This is a genomic window from Bradyrhizobium sp. FW305-F6 (assembly GCF_058782905.1).
The window spans coordinates 193,961-215,011 of the sequence record NZ_JBYSYD010000007.1 but is presented as its reverse complement, the minus strand read 5'-3'; the positions used below and the strand labels follow the sequence as shown (position 1 = coordinate 215,011).

Here is a 21,051-nt window from a genome sequence, read left to right as displayed (position 1 = left end):
AAGCGTAATGCGAAGCGGGGTGGGGTGATCTCTCCACTCGGCACCGCCTCAATGGAGGGACTGTCACCCCACCCCGCTCGCTGACGCGAGTGACCCTCCCCCTCCAGGGGAGGGTAAGAGACCTCACAGCCTATTCGGATCGAAGCGCTTCTCCAACCCCTTCCAACAATCCGCGTAGTCGGCCTGGAGCGTGGCGGCGTTTGCGGCATGCGCGGTGACACGCTGCGGGTAGCGGGTCTCGAACATGAAGGCCATGGTGCCGGTCAGCTTCACCGGCTTCAATTCGCCGTTGCTGGCGTGCTCGAAGGCGTCGCGGTCGGGACCGTGCGGCAGCATGCAATTGTGCAGGCTCATGCCGCCGGGGACGAAGCCCTGCGGCTTGGCGTCGTAGACGCCGTAGATCAGGCCCATGAACTCGCTCATGATGTTCATGTGATACCAGGGCGGTCTGAAGGTGTTGTCGGCCACCATCCAGCGCTCGGGGAAAATCACGAAGTCAATATTCGCCGTGCCAGCCGTCTCCGACGGCGAGGTCAGCACCGTGAAGATCGAGGGATCGGGATGGTCGAAGCCGATCGCGCCGACCGGCGAGAAGGTGCGCAGATCGTATTTGTACGGCGCATAATTGCCGTGCCAGGCGACGACGTCGATCGGCGAATGCGGCAACGTCGTCTTGAACAGGGAGCCGCCCCATTTCACGTAGAGCTCGGTCGGCGTGTCCTTGTCCTCGTAATGCGCAACGGGGGTGAGGAAGTCGCGCGCATTGGCCAGGCAGTTGGCACCGATCGGCCCGCGCTCCGGCAGCGTGAAGGCGCCGCCATAGTTCTCGCAGAGATAGCCGCGCGCCGGACCGTTCGGAATCTCGACGCGGAACTTGACGCCGCGCGGGATCACCACGATCTCGCCGGGCTCGGCATCGATGCGGCCGAATTCGGTGACGAGGCGCAGATTGCCCTGCTGCAGCACGAACATCAGCTCGCCGTCGGCATCGTAGAAATGCTGGTCCACCATGGACTTGGTGATCACGTAGACATGCGCGGCCATGCCCGCTTGCGTGTTCACGTCACCGGCGGTGGTCATGGTCTGCACGCCCTGGACGAAGGTGACCTCCTCCTTCGGCAGCGGCGTCGGATCCCAGCGCAGCTGCGCGATCGGGAGGTCGTATTCATGGCACGGCGCGGAGCGCCACAGCCCGGCCTCGGCCTTCTCGAAACGGCCGGAATGCTTCACCGAAGGGCGGATGCGATAGAGCCAGGAACGCTCATTGCTGCCGCGCGGCGCGGTGAAGGGCGAGCCGGACAATTGCTCGGCATAGAGCCCGTAGGCGCAGCGCTGCGGCGAGTTGCGTCCGATCGGCAGCGCGCCCGGCAGCGCCTCGGTCTCGAAAGAGTTGCCGAAGCCGGACATGTAGCCCGGCGTCACCTGGGCCGAGCTGCGGATGATCTGGTCCGGCGAGGTATTGATGTTCATGACTATCCTCCTCCTTGCAGGGCGGCCCACATTTCCTGGTCGCGCTTGTCGGTCCAGATCACGGGGTCGTCGATCCCGGACGCCTCGTCGTAGGCGCGCGACACGTTGAACGGCAGGCAGTGCTCGTAGATGGCGAAGCTGGAGAACTTCGGATCCATCACCTCGCGCGTCGCCGCCATGGATTCTTTCAGCGTCCGTCCCTTGGCGACCGAAATTTCAGCGGCGCCATAGAGCGAGGTGACGAAGTCGCGCGTCATCGCGATGGCTTCGCGCACCGTCGCCGTTCCCTTCAGCGCGTCACCGCGGCCCGGCGCGATCGCCTTCGGATTGAAGTTGCGTATCTCGTTCAGCGTCATCGGCCATTCCCGCAAATGGGCATCGCCGCAATAGCAGGCGGAGTGATATTCGATCAGGTCGCCGGAGAACATCGCCTCCGCATCCGGCACCCAGGCGACGATGTCGCCGGAGGTATGGCCGGCGCCCAGCTGCATCAGGCGCACCTCGCGCTTGCCGAGATAGATCGTCATCTCACCTTCGAAGGTCAGCGTCGGCCAGGTCAGGCCGGGGATGCTGGCGGCGTCCTGGAACAGCCGCGGGAAGCGGCCGTATTCGGAATCCCAATCCTGCTGGCCGCGCTCGGCGATTAACCGGTGCGTCTCCTGCGAAGCGACGATGCCCTGCGCCTTGTAGGCGGAGGCCCCGAGCACGCGCACGGCGTGATAGTGCGACAGCACGACATATTTGATCGGCTTGTCGGTGACGGCGCGGACGCGCTCGATCACCTTGTTCGCCATCGCCGGCGTTGCCTGCGCGTCGAACACGAGGCAGCCATCGTCACCGACGATGACCGCCGTGTTGGGATCGCCCTCGGCGGTGAAGGCATAGAGATCGGTCCCGATCTCGGAGAAGGTGATCTTTTTCTCGGAGAGATCGCCGGTGGATGCGAAGTTCTTCGCCATCAATTCGTCCTTCAGGTGACAGGGTTATTGCTGTTGTTGTTGCTGCTGCTGGCCGTCGATCATGCGGCGCTTGGCCAGGGCGATCGCCTCGCGCAGCACGTCGATGTCGCCGATATGGTTGGCGAGAATCAGCACCAGCGCCGCGTCGAAATCGGCGCTCTGCTCCTCGGTCAGATCACGATGCGCCTCGACGACGGCGCGGAAGGCATCGTCGGGACGTAAAAAGTTTGAGGTGGTGGAGAGCGGCATGCGAGACCTCAATACAGACCTTCGGCCCGCGCCAGTGCCGCCGAGATCGCCGAACGGGTCGGATGGCGGAAGCGAGCCGCAACATAACCGTCGGGCCTCAGCAGATAGGCGGCACCCTGCTCGGCGCCATAGCGCTTCGCGACCAGACCCAAGGGATCCGCAAATCCACCCTCGGCCCCAATGCGGATACCCTTGATACTGTCGGGCGCATCAATCGGCCCGCCATTGCTGAACGACAGCAAGGTGAAGTCCGTGCCACCCCTGCGGAAGGCATCCGTCAGATAGAACTGTTCACCGCCACGCGTTGCGACAGGCGCGTCGAGCATCGAACAGCCGGGCGAGGGCCCGCCGCGCCACGTCTCCGCATCGAGCGAGGACAGCGGCGAATCGTAGCTGCACGGCACCGACAGCCGGCCACCATTGACCATGCGCTTGCCGAACTCTGTCTCCTTGGCGAGCGACAGCACCGCCTTACGCAGCCGCGCCTCCTGATGCGAGTTCGGCGCCATGAAATCGGTCGAGCGCGTGGATTCGCGGATGTTCTCGTCCGCCGCCATGCTGCGCTCGAGGTGGTAGCTCTCGAGCAGGCTCGCGGGCGATTTGCCGCGCAGCACGCGGTCGAGCTTCCAGGACAAATTCTCCGCATCTTCGAGCCCGGAATTGGCGCCGCGCGCGCCGAAGGGCGAGACCTGGTGCGCGGAATCGCCGGCGAAGATCACCCGGCCGTGGATGAAGCGCTCCATCCGCCGGCACTGGAACTTGTAGAGCGATATCCACTCGAACTCGAACTTGTCGTGGCCGAGCATGCGCGCGATGCGCGGCCGCACGTTCTCCGGTCTCTTCTCGACGACAGGATCGGCATAGCGGTTGAGCTGGAGGTCGATGCGCCAGACGTCGTCGGGCTGCCGATGCAAGAGCGCCGAACGCCCGGCATGGAACGGCGGATCGAACCAGAACCAGCGCTCGGTCGGAAATTCCGCGGTCATCTTGACGTCCGCGATCAGGAACTGATCCTCGAACACCTGGCCGGCGAATTCCGCACCGACCATCTGCCGCAGCGAGGAGCGCGCGCCGTCGCAGGCGATGACGTACTGCGCATTGAGGCGATAGGCACCCTCCGGCGTCTCGATCGTCAGCACGGCGGAATCGTTGCGTTGCTCGAGTGCCGTCACCTTGTTGCGCCAGCGCAGGTCGATCTCAGGCAGTTCGTTGATGCGATCGACCAGATAGGCCTCGGCGTAATATTGCTGGAGGTTGATGAAGGCCGGCCGCTTGTGACCGTCCTCCGGCAGCAGGTTGAATTGGTAGAGCTGTGATTCGCCGTGGAAGATGCGGCCGACGCTCCACACCACGCCCTTCTCGACCATGCGGTCGCCGACGCCGAGCCGGTCCCAATATTCCAGCGAGCGTTTCGAGAAGCAGATCGCGCGCGAGCCTTCGCCGATGCGGTCGGCATCATCCAGCAGCACGACGCGCTGGCCGCGCTGGGCGAGATCGATCGCCAGCGACAGGCCGACAGGGCCGGCGCCGACGATCACGACCGGATGCTCCGCGGGGCTCGGGCGGCCCTGATCCGGGTGACGGCGATAGCCGAACTGGGTCTTGGCTTGAGCGGTCTTGGCGTGAGGGGTATTGGCCGGCGCCATACACGAACCTCGGCTCTGGTCAGAAGAGGACTGATCTGCTAGATAGTCTCACGTGCAACTATTTTGGACCGGAGCCGGCCGGCCGTCAACCGGGAATTCGGAGCGCTCTCCTTGGCGAGGACATCCAGCGACATCGCGTTGAAGACCCGTGAGGCCGACGAGGCTTCAGTTCGGCCAAAGCCGCGACTCGACCTGTTCAAGTTCGTGCCGTTCCGCCTCAACCGGCTTGCAGCGGAGGTCAGTTCCGCGCTTGCGGTCGAATATCAGGAACGGCACGGCCTCGACATTCCGGCCTGGCGGGTGATCGCCACGCTCGGCTTCCGCGTTGATGCCTGTAGCGCGCAGTACATTGCGCAATGCACGCGGACGCACAAATCCACCATCAGCCGCGCGGTGACAATGCTGCTCGACGAGCGCCTGATCGAGCGGGTCGAGAACCGGGCCGACCGCCGCGAATTCCGCCTGCAACTGACCAGGAAGGGCCGCGCGCTGTACGAGGAGCTGTTTCCGCAATTGCTGCGGCGCGAGGACGAAATCCTCGCCTGCCTCTCCGCGCAGGAGCGCAAGCAGCTCTCGACTCTCCTCGACAAGATCGAGCAAAGCCTCGACCTGATCCAGACCAGCGAAGAAGCGGATGCCAAGCAGGCGTATTAGCTCCTCCGTCATTCCGGGGCGCCGCGAAGCGGAGAGCTATGGTGCGCAATTGCGCACCTGAGAATCCATTGCGCCGCAGGTTACGAGGATAGATGGATTCCGGGTTCGCGCTACGCGCGCCCCGGAATGATGGCTGCTATTTCGCAAACGACCGCGACGGCGGCAGATGCAGTGCGAAGGCATCGACCTTGTCGCTGGCGCGCGGATAGATCTCCGTCACGATCGGATCATGACCGGGAATGAACCTGTCGGGATGACCGGCGAGGCGCTCGATCGTCTCCCAGCCCATCGCCATGTCGCCGACATTGTAGACGATCGGAAATGGGCTCCTGCGCTGCAGATTGGCGTAATAATGCGCGGCATCGGAGGCCAGCACCACCGGGCCGCGCGCGGTCTCGACCTTGACCACCTGCAAGCCGTCGGAATGGCCGCCGACGCGGTGCACGGTCACGCCCGGGGCGACCTCGCCGTCGCCGGAATGGAAGGTGACACGCTCGCCATAGACGTGGCGCACCATCTGGGTGACATGCTCCACCGAGAATGGGTGACGCAACAGGCCATTGCACATGCAGCGCCCGGTCGCGTAAGCCATCTCACGCTCCTGGAGATGGAAGCGCGCATTGGGGAAGCGGTCGAGATTGCCGGCGTGGTCGTAATGCAGATGCGTCACGATGACGTCGCGAATTGCTGTTGCTGCGACGCCGAAACGCTCCAGCGCGTCGACGGGATTGAGCGTGAGCTTGCGCGCCCGCGCGCTCGCCTCCTCGGCATTGAAGCCGGTATCGACCAGGATGTCGCGGCCCTGCCCTCGGATCAGCCAGACGAAATAGTCGAGATCCTGCGCCGCACTGTCATGCGGGTCGGGCAGGAGGAAGTTCATATGGGGGGTGCGGGGCGACATTGTCGCATAGCGCAGGGCGTAGATTTCGTAGGCGTTTCCCATGGAGTTGCTTTTCTGAGTTGGATCTTGCGGGACGATCGTCCACACCAAGCCATCGCCGGCAGCAAAGGTCAAACGCCGGGCGTTGCGGCGAAGGCAGGTTGCAATGTGAGACCAATCACATCCTCATTGCCAGGGTTGCCCTAACGTCGCGCCGATAGATCGAGATCACGAGGACTGTCATGACGACCCCTCCGTTCCGCTCACAGCACACCCCTGGGTGGCGGTCCGTCGACACGATAATGCCGAATCTCCAAGCGGTTGACGCCCCCCGTCTCCGGTTTGATAATGAGATAAGCGTAAGTTAAGGTCGCCGCGGCGCAAGCTGGAACGGCGCCTTTTTGGCTGGACCGCGCTGATTATGAAAATTCGCTTCTTTTTCCTTCTGTCCTTGCTCGTCTCGCTTGTCCCGACTGCCCCGTCGCTTGCAGCCGGCGAGCGCTTCGCGCTCGTCATCGGCAACGCCAAATATCCGGATGCGGATGCTCCGCTCAAGGAACCGATCAATGATGCCCGCGCCGTCGCGGATGAACTGAAGCGCGACGGCTTTTCGGTCGAGATCGGCGAGAACCTGACCGGCGACGGCATGCGCCGCGCCTTCGACAAGCTTTACGGCAAGATCAAGCCGGGATCGGTGGCGCTGGTGTTCTTCAGCGGTTTCGGCATCCAGTCGGCGCGCCAGAGTTACCTGCTGCCGGTCGATGCGCAGATCTGGACCGAATCCGACGTGCGCCGCGATGGTTTCAGCCTCGAGACCGTGCTTGGCGAGCTCAACACCCGCGGCGCCGGCGTCAAGATCGCGCTGATCGACGCCTCCCGGCGCAATCCGTTCGAGCGCCGGTTCCGCAGCTTCTCGGCCGGCCTGACTCCGGTCATCGCACCGAACGGCACGCTGGTGATGTACTCGGCGGCGCTGGCCTCGGTGGTCTCGGACGCCGGCGGCGACCGCAGCCTGTTCGTCCAGGAGCTGCTGAAGGAAATCCGCGTCCCCGACCTGATGGCCGAGGAGACTCTGAACCGGACCAAGATGGGCGTCACCCGGGCCTCGCGTGGCGAGCAGGTGCCGTGGATTTCCTCGTCCTTGGCCGAAGATTTCTCGTTCATTCCGGGCCCGGGCGGATCGCGCCCCTCGACGCCGCCGCCTGCGCCTCCCGCTGCGCCGCCCGTCGCCGTCAACAATCCGCCGCCCGCGCCTCCGGCAACGCCGCCTGCGCCGAAGCCGGCCGAGACGGTTGCCGCACCCGCTCCCGCTGCGCCGGCACCTGCCCCCGCGCCGAAGCCGCAGATCGAGGCGGCCCTTCCCCCGCCGCCACCGCCCCCGCCGGTGAAGCCGGCCGATCCTGCTCTTGTCGCACCGAGCACGGACGGCGGGCCCAGCGCCGCCGTCCTGGCCGACGATCCCACGATCAAAGGCCTGACCGCGAAGATTGCCGCCAATCCTGATGACGTGAACGCGCTGTACCGGCGCGGCCAGGTCTATGCCAGCAAGGGCGCCTACAACCTCGCGATCAAGGATTTCGACGACACCCTCCGGATCAACGCGAAGGACGTCGAGGCCCTGAACAACCGCTGCTGGACCCGCACGGTCGTCGGCGACCTCCAGGGCGCCTTGAAGGATTGCAACGAGGCGCTGCGGCTGCGACCGAACTTCGTCGACGCGCTGGACAGCCGCGGCCTCGTCAACCTGAAGTCGGGCGCGGTGAAGAATGCCATCGCCGATTTCGACGCCGCCCTGAAGATCAACCCGCGCCTGACCTCCTCGCTCTATGGACGCGGCCTTGCCAAGCAACGCAACGGCTCGGCCCAGGAAGGCGCGCTGGACATCGCCAATGCCAAGGCGATGGATCCGAACATCGTTCAGGAGTTCGCAAGCTACGGAGTGCGCTAGTATTTCTTTGAATTGAGGCGGTCCAGGGCTCGAACCTTGAACAGCCCTGGAAAGACCAATCTGGCGGATGCCGCAACACGCCTCTTCGGGTGCTTGTTGCCGGAATTTTTAGAAGCACGCGAGCTGGCTGCGCAGGAGGGACTGGCTATGAGATCGGCTGCAAAAGGGCTTACCGCGATTCTGTCCATCATCACCGTCGGCGCCATGCTGTCATTGCCGACCTCGGCCGCCTATGCGGGCGATGACGGCAACAGCAAGAATGTCACCGAGGACGAGATCGTCCGTGCGCTGGCGCCGGCGCCAAAGAAGCCGCTGACCCGCGGCCTCTCGATCGGCCCGCAGACCGAATCCGCGCCGAATGCGGCCGAGACCAAGCTGCTGCAGTCCGTTCGCGGCCGCTCGACGCGCTCGCTGTCGTCGACCGAGCGCGAGGAGATCGCTTCGGTCGCCAAGGACAAGCCGAACATCGACCTCGAAATCACGTTCGACTACAACTCCGCCAATATCAGCACCAAGTCGCTGCCGGCGGTGCAGGCGCTCGGCCGCGCGCTGACCAGTCCCGACCTGAAGGGCTCCACCTTCGTGGTCGCCGGCCACACCGACGCGGCCGGCGGCGAAGCCTACAACCAGGAGCTTTCGGAACGTCGCGCCGATTCGATCAAGCGCTACCTCGTCGACAAGTACAGCATCTCCGCGACCGACCTCGTCACCGTCGGCTACGGCAAGAGCAAGCTCAAGGATCCGGGCCAGCCGCTGGCGGAGGCCAACCGCCGCGTGCAGGTGGTCAATATGGAAAACAAGACCACCGCATCGAAGTGAGCGCGACGCCATCCTTTTGCAGTGACCAGTCGTGATGTGGTGTAAGGTCTCGCTTCCGAAGCGCGTCCCGCAGCCTTGCGGGACGCCGCTTTGTTTCAGGGAAACGCTCCGTTTGAGCCTCGCGGCCGTGAGCCAGGTCAGGATGATCCGGCGATGAATTTGACTGAGTATCTCAAGCCGGCCGGAACAGTGGCGTTCGTCGTCGCGGTCGGCGTCGGCTATTATCTGTTCGAGCATCGCAAGCGCCCCGAGCCGAAGGAGACGCCGAGCGAGGCGCTCGTCATCGTGACGAAGTCAACCAATGCCTGTTTCTCCGATCTGGTGCGCGTGACGGGCTTCTTCGTGCCGCGGCGCGAAGCGGTGGTCGTTGCCGACCAGGAAGGCTCCAGGGTCACCGACCTGCTCGTCAGCGAGGGCACCATCGTCACCGACAACCAGGAACTGGCGCGCCTGACGCCGCCGCCGCAGATCCCGGGCCAGCCTCAGCGCCCCGGCCCGCAGGGCCCGATCTCGCTGAGAGCGCCGGCGCCGGGTCTCATCACCGAGGTCCGCACCATCGTCGGCGCGCCCGCCTCGCCGCAGGCCGGCCCGATGTTCCGCATCGCCGTCAACAACGAGATCGAGCTCGACGCCCAGGTTCCGGCGGTGCACATGTCCAAGCTCACGGCCGGCGCGACCGTGCGCATCGGCCGCGACGACGCGCCGGACTTGATCGGCCGGGTCCGGCTGGTAGCGCCCGAGATCGACCGTGCCACGCAGCTCGGCCGCGTCCGCATCAGCGTCGCCAACAATCCCTCGCTGAAGGTCGGCGTGTTCGCCCGTGCCTCGATCGACGCCAAGCGAAGCTGCGGCGTCTCGATTCCGAAGACCGCGATCGACCATCTCACCATCCAGGTCGTCAAGGGCAACACCATCGAGACACGCAAAGTGCGGGTCGGATTGTCGTCCGACACCGCGACGGAAATCCTGGAAGGTCTCGACGTCGGCGAGATCGTCGTGGCCGACGCCGGCTCGTCGCTCCATGACGGTGACCAGATCAAGACCATGTTCGCCGATGAACTCGATCGCACGCGGGTACGCTGATGGCTCTCAATATTTCGGCTTGGTCGATCCGCAATCCGCTGCCGTCGGTCGTCTTCTCCATCATCCTTCTGGTCCTTGGCTGGGTGTCCTTCACCAAGCTCGCGATCACGCGGCTGCCCTCGGCCGACATTCCCGTGATCTCGGTCGCGGTCTCGCAATTCGGCGCCGCACCGGCCGAGCTGGAATCCCAGGTCACCAAGACGGTTGAAGACGCCGTCTCCGGCGTCGAAGGTGTGCGCCACATCACCTCCTCGATCACCGACGGCCTGTCGGTCACCACGATCCAGTTCGCGCTGGAGACCAACACCGACCGCGCGCTCAACGACGTCAAGGACGCGGTGACGCGCGTGCGTTCCAACCTGCCGCAGAACGTCACAGAGCCGCTGATCCAGCGCGTCGACGTCATCGGCCTGCCGATCGTGACCTATGCCGCGATCTCGCCCGGCAAGACGCCGGAGCAGCTCTCCTATTTCGTCGACGACGTGGTCAAGCGCGCGCTGCAGGGCGTGCGCGGCGTCGCCCAGGTCGAGCGCATCGGCGGCGTCGAGCGCGAGATTCTCGTGTCGCTCGATCCCGACCGCTTGCAGGCGATGGGGCTGACCGCGGTCAATGTCAGCCAGAGTCTGCGCGGCACCAATGTCGACGTCGCCGGCGGCCGCGCCGAGATCGGCAAGAACGACCAGGCGATCCGCACGCTCGCCGGCGCCAAGACGCTGGGCGATCTCGCCGGCACCATGATCCCGCTGTTCGGCGGCGGCGAGGTCCGGCTCGACGATCTCGGCACCGTCACCGACACCATCGCCGACCGCCGCACCTTCGCCCGCTTCAACGGCGAGCCGGTGGTCGCGCTCGGCATCAAGCGTTCCAAAGGCGCCAGCGACGTCAAGGTGGCCGAGGCCGTGCAGAAGCGCATCGACGCGCTGAAGGCCGCCTATCCCGACGTCGACCTGAAGGTGATCGACACCTCGGTCGAATACACCAACGGCAATTACCACGCCGCGATCTCGACCTTGTTCGAAGGCGCCATCCTCGCCGTCGTCATCGTGCTGTTGTTCCTGCGCGACCTGCGCGCCACCATCATCGCCGCGATCTCGCTGCCGCTGTCGATCTTCCCCGCGTTCTGGGCGATGGACCTGCTCGGCTTCTCCCTGAATCTGGTCAGCTTCCTCGCCATCACGCTGTCGACCGGCATTCTCGTCGACGACGCCATTGTCGAGATCGAGAACATCGTCCGGCACATGAACATGGGCAAGTCGCCCTACCGGGCCGCGCTGGAGGCCGCCGACGAGATCGGCCTCGCGGTCATCGCGATCTCGCTGACCATCATCGCAATCTTCGCGCCGGCCAGCTTCATGTCGGGCATCGCCGGACAGTTCTTCAAGCAGTTCGGCATCACCGTCTCGGTGCAGGTGTTCTTCTCGCTACTGGCGGCACGCTTCGTCACGCCGGTGCTGGCCGCCTATTTCCTCAAACACAGCACGCACGAAGAGCCGCCGCCGGGCCGCATCCTGCGATCCTATCACCGCCTCGTAACCTGGTCGGTGAAGCACCATTACATCACGGTGCTGATCGGCCTCGGCGTGTTCGCTGCATCGATCTGGAGCATCACGCTGCTGCCGCAGGGCTTCCTGCCGGCCCAGGACAGCGCCCGCTCTCTGCTTGCGCTGGAGCTGCCGCCGGGCACCCAGCTGGCCTACACCGAAAAGGTCACCGAGGACATCGTCGCGCGGCTGCGCAAACGGCCCGAGGTGAAGAGCATCTTCGTCGACGGCGGGCGCGTCCCGCCGGGCACCCAGGAAGTCCGCCGCGCTGCTTTGATCATCAACTACACGCCCAAGGACAGCCGCGACATCACCCAGCGCGAGCTTGAATTCTCAATCAGCCAGGAGTTGGAGAACGTTCCGGACATCCGCTTCTGGTTCCTCGACGAGAACGGCCTGCGCGCGATCTCGCTGGTGGTGACCGGCGTCGATCCCAACATCGTCAACAACGTCGCGAGCGAGCTTGCGACGCAGATGAAGCGGATTCCCACCATCGCCAACGTCATCTCGGAAACCTCGCTGGAGCGTCCCGAGCTGCGCATCGAACCGCGCGCGGATCTCGCCGCACGGCTCGGCGTCTCCACTGAAAGCCTGTCGCAGACCATCCGGGTCGCCACCATCGGCGACGTCGGACCTGCGCTCGCCAAATTCGACGTCGGCGACCGCCTGGTGCCGATCCGCGTGCAGCTCGAGGATGCCGCCCGCGGCAGTCTGAAGACGCTGGAGCAGCTCCGCGTGCCGCTCGGCGAGCGCGGCGAGAAGGGCGGCGTGCCGCTCTCGGTGATCGCCGACATCAAGTTGGACCAGGGTCCGACCAGCATCAACCGCTACGATCGCGAGCGGCAGGCAACCGTCGCCGCCGACCTCGTCGGCTCGGCCGCGCTCGGCGATGCCACCAAGAAGATCTACGATCTGCCTGTCATGAAGTCCCTGCCGAAAGGCGTGAAGGTCTCGCCCTCCGGCGACGCGGAAAGCCTGAACGAATTGTCGGACGGCTTCGCGACCGCCATCACGGCGGGGCTGATGATGGTCTATGCCGTGCTGGTGCTGCTGTTCGGCACCTTCCTGCAGCCGATCACCATCCTGTTCTCGCTGCCGCTCTCGATCGGCGGCGCCATCGCGGCACTTCTTCTCACCGGCAAGCAGCTCACCACGCCGGTGTGGATCGGCATCCTGATGCTGATGGGCATCGTCACCAAGAACGCGATCATGCTGGTGGAATTCGCCATTGAAGCCATTCGCGCCGGCAAGCCGCGCGAGGAAGCCATGATCGACGCCGGCATGAAACGCGCCCGCCCGATCGTGATGACCACGATCGCGATGGCCGCGGGCATGGTGCCGAGCGCGCTTGCGGTGGGCGCCGGCGGTGAATTCCGCTCGCCGATGGCGCTTGCGGTGATCGGCGGCCTGATCTTCTCGACCATCCTGTCCTTGGTGTTCGTGCCCGCGATGTTCATGGTGATGGACGATTTCGGCGCCCTGATCTGGCGCTTCGCCAAGCGGCTGATCGTGCATAGCGAGGACGCCGAGACGGATGGTCATCACGAAGCGGCGCCGGCGCAAGCGGGGCCAGCTCCGAAGAGCCTCGTGCACCCCGCGGCGGAGTGAGATTGCAAAGGCCGCGGTCGTGCACTGGCAAAAGGCGAGCGCTAACACGATCGACCGCGATCGTGTCCGCAGACGCAGGCTCCCGATTGCTTGACCCTACTCGTTGCGCGCGATCGCGGTCAGCTTGGTCATGTTCCTGAGCAGGATGCGGCCGCGCTGCAGATCGAGGATGGCGTCCTTGCGCCAGGCCTGCAGCTGGCGGTTGACGCTTTCGCGGGCGGCGCCGACGAATATCCCGAGCTGTTCCTGCGAGATGTGCACCTCGGAGCCGAAATCGGCGGCGAGCGCACAGAGCCGCCGGGCCAGGCGCACCGGCAGAGGTTGCAGCATGGACTCTTCCATGCGCTCGCTCTGCCAGCGGATGCGCTGGCACAGCAGGGCGATGATCTTGATCGCGACCTTGGGCTCGCGCTCGAGGAAGCCGAGGAAATCTTCGCGCCGCAGCACGAACAATTCGCTGGGCTCGCCCGCGGTCGCGTCGGCCGTGCGGCTCTGGCCGTCCAGCACCGCGACCTCGCCGAACAGGTCGCCCGGGCCCATGAAATTCAGAGTCAGCCGGCTGCCGTCGGAGGCGCCGGTTTCGATGCGGACCTGGCCGCGGCGGACGCCGAACAGTGCGTCGCCAGGATCGCCCTTCTGGAACAGGACCTCGCCGTTCCCCAGGTGCTGGGTGTGACAGAGATTGGACAGCCGCTGGAGCTCGTCCGCGCCGAGATCGGCGAACATCGGATTCATCTTCAGGATGACCGCAAATTCGGCCTGCTTGCTCATGTCAATGTCCTTATGAACGTTCTGGTCGTTACCCTTGGCAAATCGCTTGAAACCATCAACTTCAGGATCGCGTAAAACCGCGCCGGAGAAGTGTGCCATAAGTCACATAACTTTGCAGCATCCCCTGACTATTTTTACCCGCTTGGAGCCGCTTCCGGTCCGGGGATAAACTTGAGGCGCAAAGGACGGGTGATCTGCCGGGGTCGGCGCCGATTGTCCGTCGCTGGAAAGTCGAGATGAGAGCATTGAAATTCGCCGGCGCAGCATTGGCCGCCGTCATCGTCGCGATCGGGCTTTTGCTCGTGGTCGGGATCCCCTCGGGCTTCCTGACCTCGACGATCGCCTCGCGCGTCGAGACTGCGACCGGCTACCGCCTCACGATCGACGGCACCACGAAGATCAGCCTGTGGCCGACGTTGAACCTCACCCTGAACGACCTCACGCTTGCCGACCCCAAGGATCGCAGCGGCATCACGCGGCTGACGATCGGCAGCGTGCAGGCCGACATGTCGCTTGCCAGCGTGTGGTCGGGCGCTCCGAAAATCAGCGAGCTCGCCGTCACCCGTCCCGTGCTCTACCAGCCGCTGCTGCGCGAGCGGCTGCCGAATGCCGGCGCCCCGTCGAAGCCGCTCGCGCTCGAGACCCATGGCGCCACCGTCGACCGCATCAAGATCACCGACGGCGAAGTCGCCTTCTCGCGTCTGCGCGACCGCGTCGACGGCCGCATCGGCGCCATCAACGCCGACGCGACCGTCGACCGCGACCGCAAGGTCAACATCGCCGGCACAGCGCGTGTCGGCGAGCATCCGACCAAATTCGACATCAAGACGACCGTGCCGGCCGAACGTTCGACGTTTCCCGTGGACTTCGCCATCGACATGCCCAGCGTGCTGAAGTCCCAGCTCACCGGCCGCGCCGAGATGCGGCTGAGCGGCAATGTCGTGATGATCAACGGCGTCAATGGCAGGCTCGGCGACGGCGCATTCAACGGCTGGGCTTCGCTCGACATCGCGAGCAAGCCGCTGGTCAAGCTCGATCTCGATTTCCAGAGGCTCGCCATGCCGCTGGCCAAATCGCCGGAAGGCGTTGCGGGGCAGCCCTGGAGCACTGCGCCGATCGACGTCTCCGGACTCAACTATGTCGACGCGCAGGTGCGGATCTCCGCGAACGAAGCCGTCATCGGCGATGCCCGCATCGCGCCGCTGGCGCTCGACGCCAAGCTCGCCGGCGGCTTGCTGAAGGCCGGCACCGCCAATCTCGGCGCCTATGGCGGCCAGGTCTCGGGCGAGGTGATCCTGGATGCGACCACCGGCGCGCCGAGCTTTGCCATGCATTCCGACCTCGTCGGCGTGCGCGCGCTGCCGCTGCTTCAGGGTCTCGCCGAATTCGACCGCATCGACGGGAAGCTGCAGGCCAAGCTCGCCTTGCGCAGCGCCGGCAACAGCCAGCGCGCGCTGATGGCGAACATGCAGGGCACGGCGTTCGTCAACTTCCAGGACGGTGCCATCCGCGGCATCAATGTCGCGCAGATGATCCGCTCGCTGACCACGAGCACGCTGTCCGGCTGGCAGGACAACCAGAATGCGAGCCAGGAGCAGAGCACGGACCTGTCGCAGCTGTCGGCCTCCTTCCGCATCGACAAGGGCCAGGCGGTGACGACCGACCTCAACCTGATCGGGCCGCTGGTGCGCGTGACCGGCGCCGGCACCATCGCGCTCGACACCAAGATGATGGGCTTTCGCGTCGAGCCGAAGCTGGTGATGACGACCGAAGGCCAGGGACGCACCAACGAGCCGGTCGGCTTCGGCATTCCCGTCATGATCCAGGGCTCCTGGTCGCAGCCGCGAATCTACCCTGACATGGCCGGCATGCTGGACAATCCGGATGCCGCCTATGCCAAGCTGCGCGAGATGGGCAAGGGCCTGTTCGGCCCCGACGGCGCCGGGCTCGGCAATCTTCTGGGCAGCCTCGGCAACCTCGGTCTTGGCGGCACCACCGCGCCGGGCGGCGGCAATCCGCCCGGCAATGCCAATCCGCAAGGCTCGCAGCCGGGGCAGAACAATCTGCTCGGCGGCCCGCTCGGCGAAGCGCTCGGCAATCTGATCCAGCAGGGACTTTCCAGCGGCGCCGGGTCCGGTCCTGCTCCCGCACCGGGCACCGGGCGCAGCCGCAGCATGCCGGCAACGCCGTCGACGCCGGTACCGCGGGCCTCGCCGTCGGCCCCTGATCTGGAGGACCCGCCGGCCGCGCAGCAGGACAGTCAGCCAATGAACGACGTGCTGCGGCAGCTCTTCAATCGATAGGCCGCGCCGACCTTCCCGCATTCGCCTTGCGGCGCTTCCGCCGAACCGTTGAAGCTGCGACAATCCACCCATCCGTAAGGCCAGAGGGAGTAACCACACCGGCCGGTCCGCCGGCCGCGCGGCGGCCCTGCGGCCTGAATTGTGCTAGAACGGCCCGAACGGGCCTACATGGCCCATAGCGCCGGCGTCCGTAGCGGCGCGAGAGGATCGGGATGGCAGGAGCGAACGACAAGACACGATCTCTGCGCGGGGGCCTATTCGCCAAATACGTCGTCTCCCTCGTCGGCCTCGTCGTGTTCGTCCTCGCCGTCAACGGCGCGATGGAGACCTGGATCTCCTACCGCGCCACAAGGGCGCAGCTGACCGACGGGCTGGAGGACAAGGCGCAAGCCGCCGCGCGGCGGATCGAACAGTCGATCTCCGAGCTCGACCGCCAGATCAGCTGGGTGACGCGGGCAAGCCAGGACACGCTGGAGAAGCGCCGCGCCGACTATGCGTCCTTGCTGCACCAGGTCTCAGTCGTCAACCAGCTGTTCCAGCTCAACGGCGACGGCCGCGAGGTGCTGCGCGTCTCCAGGCAGTCGACCACGACTGGCGGCAGCGCCGACCTCTCCCGTGACGTCCGCTTCACCGACGCCGTCACCCGCGGGGTCAGCTATGCGCCAGCCTGGTTCGCCGACCGGACGCCGATGATGTCGATCTCGGTGGCGCATTCCGGATTCAATGCCGGCGTCACCGTCGCCGAGATCGATCTCGGCTTCCTCTCCGACTTCCTCTCGGACGCCCAGGTCGGCAAGGCCGCCTTTGCTTACGTGATCGACCCGCGCGGCCGTGTGCTGGCGACGTCGTCGAAGGGGCCCGAGATCGGCCAAGACCTCTCCAGGCTGCCGCAGGTTGCGGCCGCGATCGCGCCCGACCGCGCGGTCGCGACATCGGGCACCGACCTCAACGGCCAGTCGGTGATGAGTGCAGCCACCATCGTGCCGAAGCTCGGCTGGTACGTGATGTTCGAGCAGCCGAGCACGCAGGCGCTGATGCCGATCCGCGACCAGCTGGTGCGCATCGCGCTTCTGATCGGCATGGGCCTGATGGTCGCGATCCTCGCCGGCACATTGCTGGCCCGCCGCATGATCATCCCGATCACGGCCCTGCGCGACGGCGCCTACAGGCTCGGCGAAGGCGATTTCAGCCACCGCATCGACGTGCACACCTCCGACGAGCTGGAAGACCTCGCCGGGCAGTTCAACCGCATGGCCGACCAGATCCAGGAGACCTATTCGAACCTGGAGAGCAAGGTCGAGGAGCGCACCCGCGACCTCGCGCAATCGATTCACGAGCTCAAGGTGCTGGAGGAGGTCGGCCGTGCGGTCGCCTCCTCGCTCGACCTCAACGCGGTGCTTGCGACCATCGCCGGGCGCGCCATCGAGATCACCCGTGCCGACGCGGTGCTGATCTACGGCTTCGATTCCGAGGCGCGCCGCTTCAACCTGGTCGAGGCTGATGGCATCGACAGATCCGCCGACGGCGCGCATGTCAACATCGCGCAGGGCGACAACATCCTGAGCGATGCCGCCGCGAGCGGCGAGCCGATCGCGCTGGCCGAGCTCGGCGAGGCCGCCGCGCAGCCGCTGCGCGAGGCCGCGCTCGCGGCCGGCTTCAACTCGGTGCTGGTGGTGCCGCTGATCGACCAGCAGGGCACGCTGGGCGCACTCGTGGTGCTGCGCCGCGCCGCGGGCGCGTTCGCGCCCAGCGTCATCGGCTTGATGCGCACCTTCGCCAACCAGGCCGTGCTGGCGATGCGCAACGCGCAGCTGTTTTCCGAGGTCGACCACAAGAGCCAGGCGCTGGAGGCGGCGAACACGACCGTGCGCGCCCAAGCCGACAAGCTCAAGCAGCAAACCGAGCAGCTCAAGGACTGGAACAAGTCGCTGGAGGAACGCGTCAGCACCCAGCTCGGCGAGCTCGAGCGCATCCGCAAGCTCGAACGCTTCCTGGCGCCGCAGGTGGCGCAGCTGATCGCCTCCTCCGACAGCCCTGAAGGGCTGCTCACCAGCCAGCGCCGCGAGGTGACGGTCGTGTTCTGCGATTTGCGCGGCTTCACGGCGTTCACCGAAGCGACCGAGCCGGAAGAGGCGATGAACGTGCTGCGCGAATATCACGCAGCCCTCGGCCAGCTGATCTTCAAGTACGAGGGCACGCTCGACAAATATGCTGGCGACGGCGTGATGATCCTGTTCAACGCCCCGATCCAGTTCGAGGACCACACCAGGCGCGCAGTGAAGATGGCGGTGGAGATGCGCGACACCATCGGCCCCCTGACCGAGCGCTGGCGCAACCGCGGCCATAGCCTGGGGTTCGGCATCGGCATCGCGGTCGGCTATGCCACGCTCGGCCAGGTCGGCTTCGAGCAGCGGCTGGAATATGCCGCGATCGGCAGCGTCACCAACCTCGCCTCCCGCCTCTGCGGCGAAGCCAAGGCGGGCCAGATCGTGGCCAGCCGCCGCGTCTACGGCATCGTCGAGCCCTGGGTGGAGGCGCGCGCGCTCGACGATCTCGTGGTCAAGGGCTTCAATCATCCGGTGCTGGCGATGGAGATTTTGAGCTGGCGCGAGGAGGTGGAGAACGTGGTGGATGCGACGGCGGTGCGGATGCGGGGGTAGCTAAAACAAAAGTGCGAAAACAACCCCATGCACAGTAGGGAAGGCACTGGTCGGCCTTGCGAATTTTCTACATGATGCGGATTTTACGAAATTTACGTTGACCGCCGGGCGAAACAGGGGTAGGATGGCATCATCGGAGCTTGTGTTGAGTTCCCTCTTGAGCATCAGGTGCCTTTGACGCATCCGTCGTTGTTTTCGGCTGATGCAATCTTGCCGCGCGAAAAAACGCATCGCTCGCTTCCGCGATATCGGATGTATCGATCAGGTCGTCTGGCAGACTAGCGAGCTCAGACAGGCGCTGGGCTGAGATTGGCATCGGCTTCAAAGTCGGTTGTTCAGAAGGTCAGATACAGAGTATTGAGATACTGCCTCTAGGCAAGCTTTTCGCCAAGCGCGTTAGCGACGCTGCGGAAGCGCTCCAACGCAGTCTCCAGACTCTCGACGATTTCGGCAGCAGCTTCGTCCGGTGACGGCAGCAGATCGGGATCGTCGAGCGCGTGGTCCTTCAGCCAGAAGATATCGAGATTGACCTTGTCGCGTGCCAGCAGGGTTTGCAGCGGGAAGCGCTTGAACTTCTCGGATTCCTCGCGTTTCGCACGGTTGTCTGATCGATAGCAGGTTACGAAGTCGTCGAGGTCTGCACGGACCATCGGCCGCTCTTTCAGAGTGAAACGCTGGTTGGTTCGGAGGTCGTAGATCCACAATTCCTTGGTTGCGGCCTGTTCCGAAGGCGGCTTCTTGTCGAAGAACAGCACGTTCGCCTTGACGCCCTGCTTGTAGAAGATGCCAGTGGGCAGACGCAGAAGCGTGTGGAAGTCGAAATTTTGCAGCAGGCGGCGCCGGATGGTCTCGCCTGCGCCGCCCTCGAACAGCACGTTGTCCGGCAGCACCACGGCGGCCTCACCGTTCGGCGCCAGCACTGTCATGATGTGCTGAAGGAAGTTGAGCTGCTTGTTGGACGTCGTGACGAAGAAATCCTGACGGTCGTAGTCTTCACGCTCGCTGTCGATCTCGCCGTCGTCGCGGACGATGCGATAGCTCTGCTTCTTGCCGAACGGAGGATTGGTCAGGACGACATCATAGGTTTTGCCGCCCGCGCCAAGAAGCGCATCCTTGGCTTCGACGATGGAATCGACGCCGGTGATGCCGTGCAGGTAGAGATTCATAGCCGCGAGGCGAACGACCTCGGGGACGATATCGACACCGGAGAACTTGTTCTTTAGCGCGGAATAGACGAGGCGATCGCGCGCCTTCTTATGCTGCTTCATGCGCTCCCAGGCGGCGAGCAGAAAGCCCGCCGTGCCGCAGGCGGGATCGTGCACTGTCTGGTGCGGCTCGGGATCTACCACTTCCACCATGGCTTCGATGAGAGGCCGCGGCGTAAAGTATTGCCCGGCGCCGGACTTGACGTCCTCTGCATTACGCGCGAGCAGGCCTTCGTAAATGTTGCCTTTCACGTCGACAGGAAGTCCGAGCCATGTCTCATTGTCGATCAGGCCGACAAGCCGCTTGAGTTTGGCGGGATCCTGAATTTCGCTCTGCGCCTTCAGGAAGATCGCACCGATGATGCCGCCCTGCTTCGACAGCTTCTCCAGCAGCTTCGCGTAGGTCTCGCTGAGGGCCTCTCCCGAGAGGTCCTTGATATCTTCCCAGCGCGCGCCCTGGGGCAGCATCGAGGCTTCGCCGATTTGGGTGACGCGCTCCTCGTCCATCTTGAGGAAAAGCAGATAGGAAATCTGGCTGATGTAAGCCTGATAGGACACGCCCTGATCGCGCAGAACGTGCGCGAAATTCCAGACCTTTGCGACGAGGGATTGGGCGTTCATGGCGTGCTTGCGAGAAACGGATTGACGATGTTGACACCGCCGATGCTGCGGCCGTGCTGCATGTCCTCGGTGTACAGCACGTCGCAGCCGGCTTCGATCGCCGCAGCGATGATCAGCGCGTCGAAGAAGGCAAAGCCGTCACTTCGGGCGAGCGCGAGGGCGCTCACGTGGGTGTTCAGCGTGATCGGCACGATGTCATCGAGAGAAACACGGAACTGCTGAAGCGCAAATTCGATCTGCGGCCAGTCGTGACGGAGCTTTCGACGGGCGACGTGGATGAACTCGTTCAACACCTGAACGCTGACGCAGCCGCCGCGGCTCAGGCACGCGGCCGCCTGCTGCTTTCGTGGGTCGGATGTCACGGTGTAGACGAGGACGTTGGAATCGAGAAACGCCTTCACCGCTCATTCGCCTCATCGCGGTCGAATTTGTAATCGGGAGGAAGCGCCCAATTGAGGGAGGCGAGGTTTTCGATCGCCCGGCGACGCCGCTCTTCTTTGGTCTCGACCTCGATTGTGCCCTTGCGGGCGGCGACGACATCAATTTCGTCGCCTTCCTTGAGGCCAAGTTCATCGACCAGGGCTTTGGGCAAGCGCACCGCGAGGCTGTTGCCCCATTTGGAGACTTGCATTGG

16 protein-coding genes are annotated in these 21,051 nt (G+C 64.8%); 7 read left to right on the top strand and 9 right to left on the bottom strand.

What is annotated here, in order from left to right; genetic code table 11:
* Positions 1-123: 123 nt before the first annotated feature.
* Genes hmgA through AC3WLX_RS32690 form a run of 4 tightly spaced genes read right to left on the bottom strand, consistent with a single transcriptional unit; the run spans position 124 to position 4,324 of the window.
* The gene (gene hmgA, locus AC3WLX_RS32705; RefSeq protein WP_492339041.1) at positions 124-1,470 is read right to left on the bottom strand and encodes a homogentisate 1,2-dioxygenase; all 1,347 of its coding nucleotides are present in this window, start codon (positions 1,468-1,470) and stop codon (positions 124-126) included.
* Between the two features lie 2 nt (positions 1,471-1,472).
* Complete coding sequence (locus tag AC3WLX_RS32700) at positions 1,473-2,429, bottom strand: MBL fold metallo-hydrolase (RefSeq protein WP_492339040.1); 957 nt, start codon at positions 2,427-2,429, stop codon at positions 1,473-1,475.
* 24 nt (positions 2,430-2,453) lie between these two features.
* On the bottom strand, positions 2,454-2,678 hold the full coding sequence (locus AC3WLX_RS32695; protein ID WP_291625579.1) for a DUF2783 domain-containing protein: 225 nt from the start codon (positions 2,676-2,678) through the stop codon (positions 2,454-2,456).
* A gap of 8 nt (positions 2,679-2,686) precedes the next feature.
* Entirely contained in the window at positions 2,687-4,324 is a 1,638-nt protein-coding gene (locus AC3WLX_RS32690; RefSeq protein ID WP_291625577.1) for an FAD-dependent oxidoreductase, read from the bottom strand.
* Between the two features lie 111 nt (positions 4,325-4,435).
* Here AC3WLX_RS32690 and AC3WLX_RS32685 point away from each other — a divergent pair, with 111 nt between their 5' ends.
* Positions 4,436-4,978 carry a MarR family winged helix-turn-helix transcriptional regulator gene (locus AC3WLX_RS32685; RefSeq protein WP_291625575.1) on the top strand — a complete coding sequence of 181 codons (543 nt, stop codon included), beginning with the start codon at positions 4,436-4,438 and terminating at the stop codon, positions 4,976-4,978.
* 136 nt (positions 4,979-5,114) lie between these two features.
* On the opposite strand, the gene AC3WLX_RS32680 is transcribed toward AC3WLX_RS32685, so the two are convergent.
* Complete coding sequence (locus tag AC3WLX_RS32680) at positions 5,115-5,921, bottom strand: N-acyl homoserine lactonase family protein (RefSeq protein WP_291625573.1); 807 nt, start codon at positions 5,919-5,921, stop codon at positions 5,115-5,117.
* A 358-nt stretch (positions 5,922-6,279) separates the two neighbouring features.
* Here AC3WLX_RS32680 and AC3WLX_RS32675 point away from each other — a divergent pair, with 358 nt between their 5' ends.
* The 4 genes from AC3WLX_RS32675 (at position 6,280) to AC3WLX_RS32660 (ending at position 12,857) form a co-directional block, all read left to right on the top strand.
* Positions 6,280-7,806: a caspase family protein gene (locus AC3WLX_RS32675; RefSeq protein ID WP_492339039.1), complete on the top strand. Its 1,527-nt coding sequence runs from the start codon at positions 6,280-6,282 to the stop codon at positions 7,804-7,806.
* Between the two features lie 147 nt (positions 7,807-7,953).
* Positions 7,954-8,625 carry an OmpA family protein gene (locus AC3WLX_RS32670; protein ID WP_291628219.1) on the top strand — a complete coding sequence of 224 codons (672 nt, stop codon included), beginning with the start codon at positions 7,954-7,956 and terminating at the stop codon, positions 8,623-8,625.
* Positions 8,626-8,778: 153 nt separating this feature from the next.
* Positions 8,779-9,708, top strand: a complete 930-nt coding sequence (locus AC3WLX_RS32665) for an efflux RND transporter periplasmic adaptor subunit (RefSeq protein WP_492339038.1) — start codon at positions 8,779-8,781, stop codon at positions 9,706-9,708.
* Positions 9,708-12,857 carry an efflux RND transporter permease subunit gene (locus tag AC3WLX_RS32660; RefSeq protein WP_492339037.1) on the top strand — a complete coding sequence of 1,050 codons (3,150 nt, stop codon included), beginning with the start codon at positions 9,708-9,710 and terminating at the stop codon, positions 12,855-12,857. Before AC3WLX_RS32665 ends, AC3WLX_RS32660 begins: the two co-directional genes overlap by 1 nt.
* Before the next feature lie 96 nt (positions 12,858-12,953).
* Here the strand turns inward: AC3WLX_RS32660 and AC3WLX_RS32655 are convergent, their stop codons facing one another.
* Positions 12,954-13,628: a Crp/Fnr family transcriptional regulator gene (locus AC3WLX_RS32655; RefSeq protein ID WP_291628214.1), complete on the bottom strand. Its 675-nt coding sequence runs from the start codon at positions 13,626-13,628 to the stop codon at positions 12,954-12,956.
* A gap of 236 nt (positions 13,629-13,864) precedes the next feature.
* Here AC3WLX_RS32655 and AC3WLX_RS32650 point away from each other — a divergent pair, with 236 nt between their 5' ends.
* Entirely contained in the window at positions 13,865-15,931 is a 2,067-nt protein-coding gene (locus tag AC3WLX_RS32650) for an AsmA family protein (RefSeq protein WP_492339036.1), read from the top strand.
* A 212-nt stretch (positions 15,932-16,143) separates the two neighbouring features.
* A complete protein-coding gene (locus tag AC3WLX_RS32645; protein WP_492339035.1) occupies positions 16,144-18,591 on the top strand; it encodes an adenylate/guanylate cyclase domain-containing protein in 2,448 nt (815 codons plus the stop codon).
* Positions 18,592-18,962: 371 nt separating this feature from the next.
* Here the strand turns inward: AC3WLX_RS32645 and AC3WLX_RS32640 are convergent, their stop codons facing one another.
* The 3 genes from AC3WLX_RS32640 to AC3WLX_RS32630 are packed head-to-tail and all read right to left on the bottom strand — an operon-like array spanning position 18,963 to position 21,048.
* Positions 18,963-20,417, bottom strand: a complete 1,455-nt coding sequence (locus AC3WLX_RS32640; RefSeq protein ID WP_492339034.1) for a type I restriction-modification system subunit M — start codon at positions 20,415-20,417, stop codon at positions 18,963-18,965.
* Positions 20,414-20,818, bottom strand: coding sequence for a PIN domain-containing protein (locus tag AC3WLX_RS32635; RefSeq protein WP_492339033.1), 405 nt, complete (start codon positions 20,816-20,818; stop codon positions 20,414-20,416). The genes AC3WLX_RS32640 and AC3WLX_RS32635 overlap by 4 nt, the downstream gene beginning before the upstream one ends.
* Positions 20,815-21,048, bottom strand: a complete 234-nt coding sequence (locus AC3WLX_RS32630; RefSeq protein WP_271501794.1) for an AbrB/MazE/SpoVT family DNA-binding domain-containing protein — start codon at positions 21,046-21,048, stop codon at positions 20,815-20,817. Before AC3WLX_RS32630 ends, AC3WLX_RS32635 begins: the two co-directional genes overlap by 4 nt.
* Between the last annotated feature and the right edge of the window lie 3 nt (positions 21,049-21,051).

Excerpts from the sequence above, each read along its gene's own strand:
- hmgA (WP_492339041.1), bottom strand. The coding sequence starts at position 1,470 with ATGAACATCAATACCTCGCCGGACCAGATCATCCGCAGCTCGGCCCAG.
- AC3WLX_RS32700 (WP_492339040.1), bottom strand. The coding sequence starts at position 2,429 with ATGGCGAAGAACTTCGCATCCACCGGCGATCTCTCCGAGAAAAAGATC.
- AC3WLX_RS32695 (WP_291625579.1), bottom strand. The coding sequence starts at position 2,678 with ATGCCGCTCTCCACCACCTCAAACTTTTTACGTCCCGACGATGCCTTC.
- AC3WLX_RS32690 (WP_291625577.1), bottom strand. The coding sequence starts at position 4,324 with ATGGCGCCGGCCAATACCCCTCACGCCAAGACCGCTCAAGCCAAGACC.
- AC3WLX_RS32680 (WP_291625573.1), bottom strand. The coding sequence starts at position 5,921 with ATGGGAAACGCCTACGAAATCTACGCCCTGCGCTATGCGACAATGTCG.
- AC3WLX_RS32675 (WP_492339039.1), top strand. The coding sequence starts at position 6,280 with ATGAAAATTCGCTTCTTTTTCCTTCTGTCCTTGCTCGTCTCGCTTGTC.
- AC3WLX_RS32670 (WP_291628219.1), top strand. The coding sequence starts at position 7,954 with ATGAGATCGGCTGCAAAAGGGCTTACCGCGATTCTGTCCATCATCACC.
- AC3WLX_RS32665 (WP_492339038.1), top strand. The coding sequence starts at position 8,779 with ATGAATTTGACTGAGTATCTCAAGCCGGCCGGAACAGTGGCGTTCGTC.
- AC3WLX_RS32660 (WP_492339037.1), top strand. The coding sequence starts at position 9,708 with ATGGCTCTCAATATTTCGGCTTGGTCGATCCGCAATCCGCTGCCGTCG.
- AC3WLX_RS32655 (WP_291628214.1), bottom strand. The coding sequence starts at position 13,628 with ATGAGCAAGCAGGCCGAATTTGCGGTCATCCTGAAGATGAATCCGATG.
- AC3WLX_RS32650 (WP_492339036.1), top strand. The coding sequence starts at position 13,865 with ATGAGAGCATTGAAATTCGCCGGCGCAGCATTGGCCGCCGTCATCGTC.
- AC3WLX_RS32645 (WP_492339035.1), top strand. The coding sequence starts at position 16,144 with ATGGCAGGAGCGAACGACAAGACACGATCTCTGCGCGGGGGCCTATTC.
- AC3WLX_RS32640 (WP_492339034.1), bottom strand. The coding sequence starts at position 20,417 with ATGAACGCCCAATCCCTCGTCGCAAAGGTCTGGAATTTCGCGCACGTT.
- AC3WLX_RS32630 (WP_271501794.1), bottom strand. The coding sequence starts at position 21,048 with ATGCAAGTCTCCAAATGGGGCAACAGCCTCGCGGTGCGCTTGCCCAAA.